The 12,759-nt window shown below is 65.6% G+C and carries 12 protein-coding genes; all 12 read left to right on the top strand.

Features of this window, described 5'->3' with window-relative positions:
- Window positions 1-894: 894 nt before the first annotated feature.
- On the top strand, window positions 895-1,341 hold the full coding sequence (locus PSU4_RS29220) for a cobalamin B12-binding domain-containing protein (protein ID WP_147115627.1): 447 nt from the start codon (window positions 895-897) through the stop codon (window positions 1,339-1,341).
- A gap of 46 nt (window positions 1,342-1,387) precedes the next feature.
- The gene (gene meaB / locus PSU4_RS29215; RefSeq protein WP_147115625.1) at window positions 1,388-2,347 is read left to right on the top strand and encodes a methylmalonyl Co-A mutase-associated GTPase MeaB; all 960 of its coding nucleotides are present in this window, start codon (window positions 1,388-1,390) and stop codon (window positions 2,345-2,347) included.
- A 14-nt stretch (window positions 2,348-2,361) separates the two neighbouring features.
- Window positions 2,362-4,053, top strand: coding sequence for a methylmalonyl-CoA mutase family protein (locus PSU4_RS29210; RefSeq protein ID WP_246115421.1), 1,692 nt, complete (start codon window positions 2,362-2,364; stop codon window positions 4,051-4,053).
- 24 nt (window positions 4,054-4,077) lie between these two features.
- On the top strand, window positions 4,078-4,692 hold the full coding sequence (locus PSU4_RS29205) for a hypothetical protein (RefSeq protein ID WP_147115621.1): 615 nt from the start codon (window positions 4,078-4,080) through the stop codon (window positions 4,690-4,692).
- An 86-nt stretch (window positions 4,693-4,778) separates the two neighbouring features.
- Window positions 4,779-5,588: a ferritin-like domain-containing protein gene (locus tag PSU4_RS29200; protein ID WP_147115619.1), complete on the top strand. Its 810-nt coding sequence runs from the start codon at window positions 4,779-4,781 to the stop codon at window positions 5,586-5,588.
- A 70-nt stretch (window positions 5,589-5,658) separates the two neighbouring features.
- A complete protein-coding gene (locus tag PSU4_RS29195; protein ID WP_186817248.1) occupies window positions 5,659-6,024 on the top strand; it encodes a Rieske (2Fe-2S) protein in 366 nt (121 codons plus the stop codon).
- On the top strand, window positions 6,021-7,370 hold the full coding sequence (locus tag PSU4_RS29190; RefSeq protein ID WP_147115615.1) for an NADH-ubiquinone oxidoreductase-F iron-sulfur binding region domain-containing protein: 1,350 nt from the start codon (window positions 6,021-6,023) through the stop codon (window positions 7,368-7,370). Before PSU4_RS29195 ends, PSU4_RS29190 begins: the two co-directional genes overlap by 4 nt.
- Window positions 7,367-7,564: a ferredoxin gene (locus PSU4_RS29185; RefSeq protein WP_147115613.1), complete on the top strand. Its 198-nt coding sequence runs from the start codon at window positions 7,367-7,369 to the stop codon at window positions 7,562-7,564. Before PSU4_RS29190 ends, PSU4_RS29185 begins: the two co-directional genes overlap by 4 nt.
- 124 nt (window positions 7,565-7,688) lie before the next feature.
- On the top strand, window positions 7,689-8,777 hold the full coding sequence (locus PSU4_RS29180) for an Ldh family oxidoreductase (protein ID WP_147115611.1): 1,089 nt from the start codon (window positions 7,689-7,691) through the stop codon (window positions 8,775-8,777).
- A 30-nt stretch (window positions 8,778-8,807) separates the two neighbouring features.
- Window positions 8,808-11,360 (top strand): pyruvate, phosphate dikinase, encoded by a 2,553-nt coding sequence (locus tag PSU4_RS29175; RefSeq protein WP_147115609.1) that lies wholly within the window; start codon window positions 8,808-8,810, stop codon window positions 11,358-11,360.
- Window positions 11,338-12,357: a phosphotransferase family protein gene (locus PSU4_RS29170; protein WP_147115607.1), complete on the top strand. Its 1,020-nt coding sequence runs from the start codon at window positions 11,338-11,340 to the stop codon at window positions 12,355-12,357. The genes PSU4_RS29175 and PSU4_RS29170 overlap by 23 nt, the downstream gene beginning before the upstream one ends.
- 20 nt (window positions 12,358-12,377) lie before the next feature.
- A partial coding sequence (locus PSU4_RS29165) for a thiamine pyrophosphate-binding protein (protein WP_246115422.1) occupies window positions 12,378-12,759 on the top strand: 382 nt, incomplete at its 3' end.

Below are 12,759 nucleotides of genomic sequence, written 5' to 3'. Positions count from 1 at the left end.
GTACTGCTTCGCCGTCCCACATCGGGTGTCGGTGATATCGGTGACTCACCACTGGTTCGGGCCACTTCCTGGGCGAAGCCCCGGTTCACAGGTCCTTCGCGATCAGATCTGGGCGCAGCCGGCTCCACCGGGGGCGCCCGGTAACGCCGCGGATGGCACTGCGGGCCATCCGCATCACGACCGTGTGGTGCCCGACCGCGATACCGCGTCCGAGGACTAGCCGCGCGTGCACCCGCCGGGCCTCGTAGGTGCCGTTCGACCCGAGTGCACGTCGCGGACCCGGTCGGGAAGCCAGGCGTGAGCGGCGTAGTAGCCGGACTCGGCTACCCGGGCCGCGGGTGGCCACGGCACCGGCGGGCCCTCGTCAGCCCATCACCGCGATCACTTCGCACCGTCCTTTTTGGGAGGCACCACTTCCCAAGGAGGCTCCGAGGCCGGCGATGGATCACCAGTTCGGTCTCGCATCTCCGTGATCCGTCGGTTCGCCGCTTCGAGTTCGGACTTCTCGCCGCTGGTCAGACCCGGCTGCGGGCCCTTCTCGATACGGTCCTGGAGTCGCCAGGTGTAGATCGACCGCGCTGCTGATCGCGAGATCCGGCTCCCGGTCGACACCGCGCACCCCGCCTCGATGAGGTCGAGCACCTTGCACCAGAACTCCGGCGTATACCCACGGCAGCCCCACGAACCCCCAAGGGCCACATGACCAGAATTCCAGCTACCCGACCCCAGAAAACACTGGGCCGACCACCTTCATCAGCCCCGGACTGACTCAGGCCAGTTGTAAGCGCGTTGAAAGGCCCCCAGTCATTCTTCGCTGGGCGCCCGACAAGTTCGGTGCTCGCCGCACCCACCGTCGAACGGCTCGGTTGGGGCGGTAGCTTGGAAGGAGGTGCCATGACTAGTTCGGCGTCGGGTGATCTCTCGCCGATTCGCGTGTTGGTCGCCAAGGTGGGCCTTGACGGCCACGATCGGGGCGTCAAGATCGTCGCGCGAACGCTCCGCGACGCCGGGATGGAGGTCATCTACACGGGCCTGCACCGGACACCTGCGGAGGTGGTCGAGGCTGCCGTCCAGGAGGACGTGCACGTGCTTGGCGTCAGCCTGCTCTCCGGCGCGCACATGACCGTGTTTCCGGAGGTCATCCGACTGCTTGCCGAAGCCGGGGCCGCGGACGACATCTGTCTTGTCGGCGGTGGAGTCATGCCTGATGAGGACGCCGAGGAACTACACGCGATGGGTGTGGCGGCGATCCTCGGTCAAGACACTCCGCCTGAACAGATCGTGTCCACTGTCCGAGAGGTCGTCGCAGCGCGGCGGCAGGCTCAACCGACGGGGCGCTGAGGCCGATGGATCAGCGATCGTGCTGTCGGGCCCAGGAGTCTGTCCGATGACAGATGCATATAGCTCGAGCCGGTTAGTGGCGGGCGTGCGCACGGGGCAGCAGCGATCCATCGCGCGGATGATCAGCCGGATCGAACTCGGCGCGCCGGGGGTGGACCTGGAGCTTGCTGAACTTTACGGCTCGGCGGGACGAGCGCATGTCGTCGGAGTCACCGGAGCTCCTGGGTCGGGCAAGAGCAGCCTCGTCTCGGCGTTGGCGGCGAGCCTGCGGCGGGATGGCAAGCTGGTCGGGATTCTGGCGGTCGACCCGTCGAGCCCGTTCAGCGGTGGAGCGCTGCTCGGCGACCGGATCCGAATGAGCGACCACAGCGGCGATGGCGGCGTCTATATCCGCTCGATGGCGACCAGAGGTGCGCTCGGTGGACTCGCGAGGGCGACGACGGATGCGATTACCGTCCTGGATGCAGCGGGCATGGAGCTCGTACTGGTCGAGACCGTCGGGGTAGGGCAGGCCGAGGTCGACATCGTGCGCACGGCCCACACAACCCTCGTTGTGAGCATCCCGGGTACCGGCGACGAGATCCAGACAATCAAGGCCGGTGTGCTCGAGATCGCCGACATCCATGTAGTCAATAAGGCCGACCGTGACGGCGCGAACCGCATCATCCGCGACCTGACGGGAATGCTCCGGCTCGGGCCGCCGACTCCGCCGGGTGAGTGGCGCGCTCCTGTGCTCGGCACCGTCGCTACCGAAGGACGCGGCATTGACGCTCTGGCCGCGGCGCTGCATGAGCACTACGCCTTTCTCGCCGCTGGGGATGGGCTCGAGCAGCGCGAGCGTGCAATGGCATCGGCACGGGTCAGCGCGATCGCTCAGAACCTCGTAGCCGAGCGCCTCACAGACAGTGGGCTGGGCGACCGGGCTGCGCAGATCCTCGACGAGGTCTATCACCGCACCCTCGACCCGTTCAGCGCCGCAACCGCCCTCGTACGGGTAACGACATGAGAAGCGAGCCCACCGTGAACGACAAGGACGACAGCGCTGTACGCGCCCGCATCGAGCTGGAGATCGCCGACTGGGAGCAGAACGAGGTCGCAGCGTTCCTCGCCCGCCAGCCCGAGCGCAGCGAACGCTTCCTCAGCGGCTCTCGCCATGACGTTAAGCGTGTATACACGCCCGCCGACGTCGCGGACGAGCCGTTCGACCGGATCGGCCTCCCCGGACGCTTCCCGTTCACGAGGGGGCCATATCCGACCATGTACCGGGGGCGGCCCTGGACAATGCGTCAAATCGCTGGCTTTGGTACACCTGCCGAGACCAACGACCGCTTTCAGTACCTTATTGCGCAGGGTCAGACCGGAATCTCGGTCGACTTCGACATGCCGACGTTGATGGGCTACGACTCCGACCACCCCATGAGCGTGGGTGAGGTGGGCAGGGAGGGAGTGGCAGTCGACGTCCTCGACGACATGGACGCGTTGTTCGCCGGGATCGACCTAGAGCAGATCAGCGTCTCGATGACGATCAACCCAACAGCATGGATTCTGCTGGCGATGTACATAGCAGTCGCCAAGCGACGCGGGTACGACCTCAACAAGCTATCGGGGACTGTTCAGAACGACATCCTCAAGGAATATGTCGCGCAGAAGGAGTGGATCTTCCCGATTCGGCCGAGCTTGCGAATAGTGCGCGACTCGATCGAGTACTGCTCTCGCACCATGGCGCGTTACAACCCGATCAACATCTCCGGCTATCACATCTCGGAAGCAGGCTCGAGCGCAGTCCAAGAGGTCGCCTTCACGATGGCGATCACCAAAGCTTATGTCGAGGAGGTGGTTTCCTCCGGAGTGGACATCGACGACTTCGCGCCACGGCTGTCGTTCTTCTTCGTTGCGCAGGCCGACTTCCTCGAGGAGGTGGCAAAATTTCGCGCGGTGCGCCGCGCCTACGCGACGATGATGCGAGATCACTTCGGCGCCAAGAAGCCCGAGTCAATGCGCCTGCGGTTCCACTGCCAGACCGCAGCCGCGACGCTCACGAAACCGCAGCCCTATAACAACATCGTCCGTACCGCCCTACAGGCGCTCTCTGCTGTGCTGGGCGGCGCACAGTCGCTGCACACCAACGGACTTGACGAAGCGTACACGATTCCGTCCGAGTTCGCGATGAAGCTGGCGTTGCGCACTCAACAGATTATCTCGGAGGAGACATCGGTGACGAACACCGTCGATCCACTGGGCGGCTCATACGCGGTCGAGGCTATGACAGACCAGATCGAAAAAGGGATCTGGGAATACTTGGACCGGATCGACCGGATGGGCGGGACGATCGCTGCGATCGAGCAGAACTTTATGCAGCGAGAGATCGCAGACTTCGCCTACGACCAGGCGCTGCGGAAAGCCAGCGGAGAGCGAGTTGTCGTCGGCGTCAACAGGAACATCGACGCCGGCGAGGAGCAGAAAATCGAGGTCCACAAGGCCAACCCCGACTCGGCAAGACGTAAGATCGAGCAGTTGTGCCTCGCCAAGGAGCGGCGCGACTCCGACCGCGTGGAAAAAGTATTGAGCGAGCTTGGGCAAGCTGCCCTGGATGAACGGATCAATCTCATGCCGCTCACGGTCGAGGCGGTCGAGGCGGGAGCGACAATGGGCGAGATCGTCGGCGCTCTGCAGAATGTCTTTGGGCGATATGTGGAGACGCCGGTCTTCTGACCGGCTGCGGGAGGAGCGCGATCAGTGTCGACGGGCGCACAACAACTCAGCTCGGACATGTTTCGGACGCTGAATACAATCGTACTCAAGAAGTCGATCGCGCTCGACGTCCTGCCGGGCGCACTGGGATTCGATGACGCCACCACTGCCGAGATTCTTGATCTCCTTCTCGAGGCTGGCCACGTCGTCGTGGACGACGGACGGGTGGTTCCGGAGATTCTCGGAGTTGAGGCTGTGCGGCAATTCAATGCCGCGAACTGGGCGGAATTGCGCGGCCGGCCGGAGATGGAACGATGGTACGAGCGGTTCGAACAGGTGGACGATCTCATGCTGGCGGCCATGGAGGAATGGCGCCACGCATCGGCCGGCCCGAACCGGGTGCCGAACGGCCACTCCGATCCAGGTTGCGAAGACAAGATCATATCTAGGATTGACGGTATCATTGGGAAAGTTGAGGATCTGCTCGAGCAGCTAACTAGGCGGGTTGAGCGGTTCGCCCACTATCCGGAGCGCCTTGAAGCGGCCATGGATCTGGTCGACTCGGACCGCCGGTACATTAGCGATGTGTGCGTCGATTCAGTCGGCAGAATCTGGTCTGAAATGGTTGTGGATATCCGTCTGCTCCTCGGTAGGACGTGAATGACTTAAAGGAGTTGCCTGGTTAACGAGGGACCAGTCATAGCTTGGTTGCCACACACCGGTTCGCGCATGAGAGGAAAAGAGTTATGACCGACGACACTCCGCCGATTAAGAGAATTCTTAGCGGACTGCCCGGAGATGAGCTGTACACGCTGGAGCAGCCGGAGCCGGGTAAGGACTACCTAGACCTCATGGAGCAGCGGCGTTGGGCGTTCTGGAACAGCAAGCCGGACGACGAGAAGAGCCACTATCAGGGCTACGACGTTACGCCGGAGTTGCTGAAGAACTCGCTGGCTCGGCAGGTGCATGCGGAACTCGCTGCGATCCACGCGCCGAACCTTAGCCTGCAGGTCTGCCCGTGGCAGGAGGCCAAACTGTGGTATGCGCGGCAGATGAACGAGGAGGGTCGACATTTTCGGCTCGTTCGTGACCACCTCCTGGAGTTGGGGGGAACATGGGACGACGACTACGCGCCCGACTTCGCCGAGTGGAACCAACTGTTTTCGTTGTTCATGAACCTGGATAACCACTTCTTCCTCGACAAGCGTAAAGAGGTCATCGCGCGAGCGGCGGTGCTGAATTTTGGCATCGAAGGCTGGGATCACCTCTACGTGCAACCCCTGTTCCTTGAGAAGATTCGCGACGTGGATCCGACGCTTTTTGAGATCTACGACGAGGTCATCATGCCGGATGAAACCATCCATTATCAGATTGGGCAGTTCATCCTTGGCGAGTACGCCACGACGACCGAACTACAGCGGGTAGGTGTGGAGTACCTCGACCGGCAGCTGATCGCACACCACCGGGTCAATGCGGCGTTCAAGCGCTACCACGAGGAGAAGGACGAGGCGGCGGGCGCCGGCGCTGGCCAGGACCACGCGGACGCGGGCCACTAGGGGTCCGCGACCGGCGATTCGTTGCGAGCCACGTGCTCGCGACCGCCCGCCTGCGAAGGAGCTCGATCGCGTGAAGTTGGAGAAAGTGGCCTGTCTCGAAGAGCTGTCCGACCGGAAGCTCCTGCGCCTGAAAGGCCCGGGCTACGACCTGTGCATCGTCCTGACCGATAACAAGGTGCACGCGTTCGCTAACCGCTGCCCGCACACCGGTGCACGTCTGCACGCGAGTCGGGTTCGACACAACGTGTTGACGTGCTCCCACCATCTGGCGCAGTTCGACTTGTGCTCCGGGTCGGTGTTGACCTTTCCAATGGAAGGGCTCGACGTTGAGAAAACCGGTCCGCTCGTAGTATTCGACGCCGAGGTGGACGCCGATGGCTGGGTCAGCGTGGACCTCGGCGAGATCGAACTCTATGGGAGAGGGCCGGTTCGGTGACTGGAGCCGCCCTGGCCGACCCACCTCTGGTCGGTGCGATCACGGTCGGTGGTGAGCGCCTGCTGCAGCAGCGGTGCGACCGGGAGTCCTTCGCGGAGTACCGCGCGGCTGGCGGCTACCGCAACGCCGTTCGGGGGGCAGGGGTGCTCCGAGAGCTTTCGGTCGCCGGGCTGCGTGGACGCGGTGGTGCGGCGTTCCCGACAGCAATCAAGTGGCAGGCGGTTGCGGAACGGCCCGGACCGCGGCACGTGGTCGTGAACGCCGAGGAGGGTGAGCCCGCGTCGGCAAAGGACCGCTGGCTGTTGCGGCACCGGCCGCACATCGTTGTGGAGGGCGCGCTGGCCGCCGCGTCGGCCATTGGCGCCGACACGATCTGGATATACGTCGCTGACCGGCCCGCTGCGGAGAGTGCCCGGGAGGCGGCGGCCGAGTTGCGGGCGGACACCTCGCTCGGGCCTATCCCACGAATCAACGTCGTGGAGGTGCCGCACACCTACGTCGCGGGTGAGGAGACGTCGGTCGTGCGAGCGATCGACGGTGGTCCTGCGTTGCCGACGACTAAGCCGCCGCGGCCCTTCGAACGAGGGGCTGCTGGCAGCCCGACCTTGGTGCAGAACGCTGAGACACTGGCGCACGTCGCACTTATTGTCCGTTCCGGTGCCAAACAGTTCCGCGGGGCGGGAAGCAACACTGCCCCCGGCACCCTCCTGCTAACCATCAGCGGGGATTGCATCCGGCCCGGGCTGGTGGAGGTGGCTACCGGTACGCGGTTGCGGGAAGTGCTGGCCCTGGCAGGGGGAGTGCGCGGAGGCGGTGCTCCCGCCGGGTTCGCCTTCGGCGGCTACTTCGGCGGCATCGCTGGCCCGCGAACGGTTGATCTGCCGATTGAGCACGACGCGCTGCGCACCGAGGGCATCGGGCTCGGGTGCGGCGCGGTGATCGTGCTCGGCACGCACCGCTGCGTCGTCGCCGTAGCGGCCACGATCGGCAAGTTCTTCGCCGCACAGTCAGCGCACCAGTGTGGGGTCTGCGTCCGCGGCACGGCCGCGATCCAAGGCGCGCTGGAGCGTCTACGCGGCGGCCGTGCCGATCCGGCGAACGTTGAACAACTGCAGCGTTTCGCAGGGCTGGTACGGGGCCGTGGAGCATGTGCGCTTCCCGACGGTGCGGCCAATGTCGTCGAGTCGCTCATCAGGGAGTTCCCCGGAACGGTGGCGGACCACGTCGGGCGGGTGTGTCTCCGCTGCCGGCTCCCGGTTGACGACGTGATCCCGAACCTTGCAGCCAGGCCGGTTACCTCGGGCGCTCGGCCGGAGGAGACGCGGAGCCGAGAGGAGTCGCAATGAGAGTCCAGGTGGACGCCGTGAAGTGTGTGGGCAACGGGACCTGTTACGAGGTTTGCCCCTCCGTCTTCGCGATCGACGACTGGGGCTACGCGTACGCGGAGGCCGACGGCCAGGTGCTGCCGGACGACGAGCCGACCGTCCGCGAGGCAATCCAGGCATGCCCAGAGATGGCGATCTCGATCGTGCCGGACTAGTGCCGATTGGCTCGAACCCGAACCGACAGCGCTGGCTGCCGCGCAGCACACCCTAACCAAAGTGGCAGCACCCCGTGGTGCGCCGGGTGCTCGCAGCACCGAAATATCGGGAAGGAAAGTCACTGTGACCATCACTGAGAGCTCGGCGAGCTTGGTCACCGCCGAGTCACTGGAGAGGGCCGTCGCGCAACTGTTCGAAGCCGTCGGCGTAGCACCCTCCTCCTCGGCTCAGATCGCCGAGGTATTGGTGTCGTCCGACCTGCGCGGCGTGGAAAGTCACGGCGTACAGTTCGCGCCCCGCTACGTGCGGGGGATCCAGCGCGGTCATCTCAATGCCGCGCCGAAGATCGCTATCGCCCGTGCAAAGGGGGCGACGGCTGTCGTAGACGCCGACAACGGTCTGGGTTTCCTCTCCGCCCGGTTCGGCATGGATCACGCCGTCGAGCTTGCGCACACTCATGGGATCGGCTATGTCGTAGTCCGCAACAGCAACCATTTTGGCCCCGCCGCCTTCTATGCGATGCAGGCGCTGTCGTCCGGGATGGTCGGACACGCGACCACGGACGGCCCGCCGCACACAGTGGTGTGGGGAAGTCGGAAGCCGGTGCTGTCAAACGATCCCGTCGCCTGGGCGTTCCCGACGGCCGATGGCGACCCAATCGTCATTGACACCGCATTTACCGGGGTCAAGGAAAAGATCCGGTTGGCCGCGCAGCGCGGTGGGTCGATCCCAGGCGATTGGGCCGTCGGTCCCGACGGCCACCCAACCACGGACCCGCACGCGGCCCTTGAGGGCGCGCTGTTGCCGATCGGGCAGCACAAGGGATCCGCGCTGATCGTCGCGAACGAGTTGCTGTGCGGCGCCCTAGCAGGTGCCCGGTTCAGCTTCGAGGTGTCACCAGCGCTGGTGCAGGGCGCCGACCACCACGACAGCTGGCGTTGCGGGCACGTGCTTGCCGCGATCGACATCGCCGCTTTCCTAGATCCAGGCGAGTTTACCCGGCGCGCCTCTAGTCTGGCCACGGCGCTGCGCTCAGCGCCGAAGGCCGAGGGCGTCGACCGGATTTACATGCCTGGTGAGCCGGAGGCGGAGCTGACCCGGCAGCGACTGAAGGAAGGAATCCCGCTCGCCGCCACCACGGTCGCAGCGCTCGACGCGGTGGCCGGCGAGGTCGGTGCGCCCACGGCGTCAAGCACGCTTCAACAGCCCTGACTAGGTAGGCCGAAGGGAGAGGACGAGATCATGGCCACCGCTGCGACGGTCTCAGCCGAGACGAACGCCGCCCTTGTCGTTGCTCTGCATGACGACTCGGGCCGAATGGGCGCGGCCCTGCTGGGCGGCAAGGGCGCGGGATTGGCCCGGATGACCGGCGCGGGCTTGCCCGTCCCACCGGCGTTCGTTATCACTACGGAGGCGTGCCGACGCTACGCGCGCGACGGATTGCCAGACTCGGTGTGGGACGAGGTACGCGCAGCGGTCGGCGAGCTTGAGCGGCGTGCCGGGCGCGACTTCGGTGGCCCTGGTGTGCCGTTGCTCGTTTCGGTGCGCTCGGGTGCTCCCGTCAGCATGCCAGGGATGATGGATACGATCCTGAATCTGGGCCTCAACGGGCGAACGCTCGTGGCGCTCGCCGAGTCGACGTCCGACCCATTGTTCGCCTGCGAGACGTTTGCCCGCTTCGTGCGGATGTTCGGCGAGATCGTCCTCGACGTCGACGAGGCGGACCTGACGAAGCTCGGCGACTACGTCTCGGAGGCCGTCGCGGCGGACGACTATCGCATGGCGTTGCCCGGGCTCGTCGATCGAGCGGGCGGGCTGATCCGCGAAGTGTCGGGCGAGTCCCTCCCGGAGGAACCGTGGGAACAGCTGCGGCTCGCGGTGGAGGCTGTCTTCAATTCGTGGAACTCCCGACGCGCTGTGCGCTATCGGCAACACTATGGGATCTCAGACGACCTCGGTACCGCGGTCGTCGTACAGCAGATGGTCTTTGGAAACTACGGTCAACTGTGTGGAACCGGGGTTGCATTCACCCGCGATCCGCGCACCGGCGAGCCTACTCTCTTCGGCGAATTCCTTGAGCGCGGTCAGGGCGAGGACATCGTCAGCGGCACCCACACCCCGGAGTCGCTCAAGGTTGTCGGCAAGCGCTACCCAGAGCTGATGAGGTCGTTCACACAGGCCGCGGGCAAGCTCGAACAGCTCTACCGGGACATCCTCGACATCGAGTTCACCGTCGAGGACGGCACGCTTTACCTCCTGCAGGTTCGTCCGGGGAAGCGCACCGCGGAAGCTGCCGTGCGAGCGGCGGTGGACCTTGTCGACGAGCAGCTGATCGACCCGGCGACAGCAGTGCAGCGAGTGCTGCCCGACCAGGTTCGCCAGATCCGCAGGCCGCGCTTCCGGGCAGAGGACATCGAGGCGTTCCGATGCGCTGGGCGGGTGCTCGCCACCGGCGTCGGCGCCGCACCGGGTCAGGTGAGCGGGGTCATCGTTACCGATCCGGACCGAGCGGAACAGCGGGCGTCGGCGGGCGATTCGGTAGTTCTCCTGCGGACCGTGACCAGTCCGCAGGACCTGCATGGCATGCTGGCCGCCTCCGCGATCGTCACTGCTCGGGGTGGCGCCACCAGTCACGCTGCTGTCGTTGCTCGAGCGCTGGACACCACCTGCGTCGTCGGGTGTGAGGCGGTCACGATAGATACGGCTGGGCGGACCGTCACCTTCGGGGACCGCACACTGGCCGAAGGGGATGTGGTCTCGGTCGACGGGACGTCCGGCGAGGTGTTTGACGGCGAGCTGCCAAGGGTGCGCAGCGACGACGCGGTGCGTGAGCAGCTCGGGCGACTCATCGGGTGGGCTGACGACCTGTCCGGGTGTGAGCTGTTCACGCGCGTCGCCACTGGTGCGATGGCGACCACCGCGATCATGGACGGCGCGGCTGGCATTGGCGTGCGGATCGACGAGGTTCTCGCGGCCACCGGCACGTTCGACACCTTGCTTGGTTTCCTCGATAGCCTCGGTGGCCCCGAAACGAAGGAGATGTTGCCCGACTTGTCTGGCGCGATCTCGGGGGCGCTCGCCGATCCAATCGCAGCCGCGGGAGAGCGGCCGATCGTGGTCCGCTTGGCCGACCTTGCGCTGGGCCGGACCGGCGAGCTGACAACGGCTCCAAGCGGCCGGGTGCTTGCGCCGGCGGGTGCCTGGCTACCGATGGGTGTCCCGCCACTCGTTCGCGCGCAGGTGCGTGGTGTGCGCGACGTGCTCAGCGGAGGCAATGGGGCCGGACCGGTCACGGTCATGGCTGGTGGTGTGAACGGCCTCGCGGAGGTGCGGGCGCTGCGAACGATCTGTCAGGAGGAGGCGGGCAGCCACGTCCGGGTCGGAGTCGCGCTCCGCAGCCCAGCCGCGCTGCTGGCCCTCCCTGAGCTCCTCCGCATTGCCGATGTCGTCTGGCTCGATCACCGGGCGTTGACCGCCGCCGTACACCACTATCCCGACGAGCTGATCCTCGCCGAGGGGACCCTGGACACCTACCTCGCCGAAGGCCTGCTCGACGCCGATCCGCGGCGCGACGTGCACGAAGTGCTTCGCAGGCTACTGGACGCGGCGGGCCCGCTCCCGGCGGATGGGGCCCAACTCGGGGTGAACCTCGTCGGCTGGCAGCTCGAGGAGCCGGTCGTGGACTTCTACCGCGGCCTCGGTCTGCGCCGCTTCGCTGTTGATCGCGACGAGCTGCTTCCTGCCCGGCTGCTGTTCGGTCGCACGTCGGAGGATGACCGTGGACAAGCTGAATGAAGGCAGCCTCGTCGCGTACCTGCGCGGCCGCGGATTGCTTGAGCAGGGTGAAGCGGGCGAGGTCCGCAAGCTCACCGGCGGCTACATCAACGTCGTGTTTCGGCTGTTCCGAGCGGCCCCCGGCAGCGACCTGATCGTCAAGCAGTCGTACGAGAAGTCGGAGCGCACCGTACTCACTGCAGACATCGCGCGGGCTGCCGTCGAGACGCGCGTCATGCGCGGTCTCAAGGAGTGGATCGGAGAGGACTGCCCGACCCCGACCGTGATCGATGAGGACGCCGAGCGACATGCCGTAATCATGTCCGCCGCCCCGCGCGACGCCGTCAACTATGACGACGAGCTGCAGCAGGGCGTCGTGCGCCCGGGTGTGGGCAAGCTGATCGGCGCGTACCTGGCGGACCTCCACAATGCGACGGAGAAGCGGCCCGAGCTGGCCGCCGATCTCAGCCACAATCCCGGGTTCGCGCTGCGGGAGACGAGCATCAGGTCGATTCTCGCGCGGAATCCGGACCTCGAGGACATCGTCGACAGGGCGTTTTGGCTCAACCGCTGCGCGGCCTCCGTGCTTGTGGACTCTGACCTCACACCCAAGAACGTCCTCGTGCACGGATCGGAGATCACCAAGCTCGACTTCGAGTGCGCACAGTGGGGGCACCCGGCGCTCGACGTCGGCGTCGTTCTTGCGCACTACATGCTGCACGCCGTCGCCAACCCGGCACAGTCCGGCCCCCTGCTAGCCGAGGCAGCCGATTGCGTTGAGCGGTACACCGCGACGCGCGGCGGTGCCGACGAGCCCGAGTTCGTTAGGTGGGCGGCAAACTACACGGCGCTCATGATGCTCGGCCGATGCGACGGCGACCTCATCCTTGATCTTGTTCGGACCCGCCGCAGGTTTGTCAACAGCATCTCGCGTTGGCTGCTTATCGAGCCGGTGAGCGAGTGGGACGATGTACTGGCCCAGTTACACAAGTACGCAGCGCTCAGCCTGCCCGGGTGAGGAGATCCCACACCCAGGATATGGGCGGCGTGCCAGCCTCCGCCACTGTCGCGGGGTTAATCGCTGCTCGTTTAGTGGCACAGGGTGTCAAGCGGGTGTACGGCCTGTGTGGCGGGCACATCCAGCCGATCTGGGATGAGGTCGCCAGGGCGGGCATAACCATCGTCGATGTCCGGCACGAGGCCTCAGCAGTTTACATGGCGCAGGCCGAGTCCGAGCTGACTGGCGACCTGGCCGTCGCGCTGATCACTGCCGGTCCTGGCCCAGCCAACTCCGTGACCGCGATCGCGAATGCGCACGTCTCCCGAAGCCCAGTTTTCGTCAGTGGTCGCACGCCCCGTCCGAGGCCGGCATGGGCGCGATACAGGACACTCAAGCCGAGATGGTCGCGTCGATCTGCTG

Origin of the sequence: Pseudonocardia sulfidoxydans NBRC 16205 (assembly GCF_007989085.1) — a bacterium.
Taxonomy (GTDB): domain Bacteria; phylum Actinomycetota; class Actinomycetes; order Mycobacteriales; family Pseudonocardiaceae; genus Pseudonocardia; species Pseudonocardia sulfidoxydans.
Note: the sequence above shows the minus strand (reverse complement) of the source record. Positions and strands in the feature narration are given on the sequence as shown.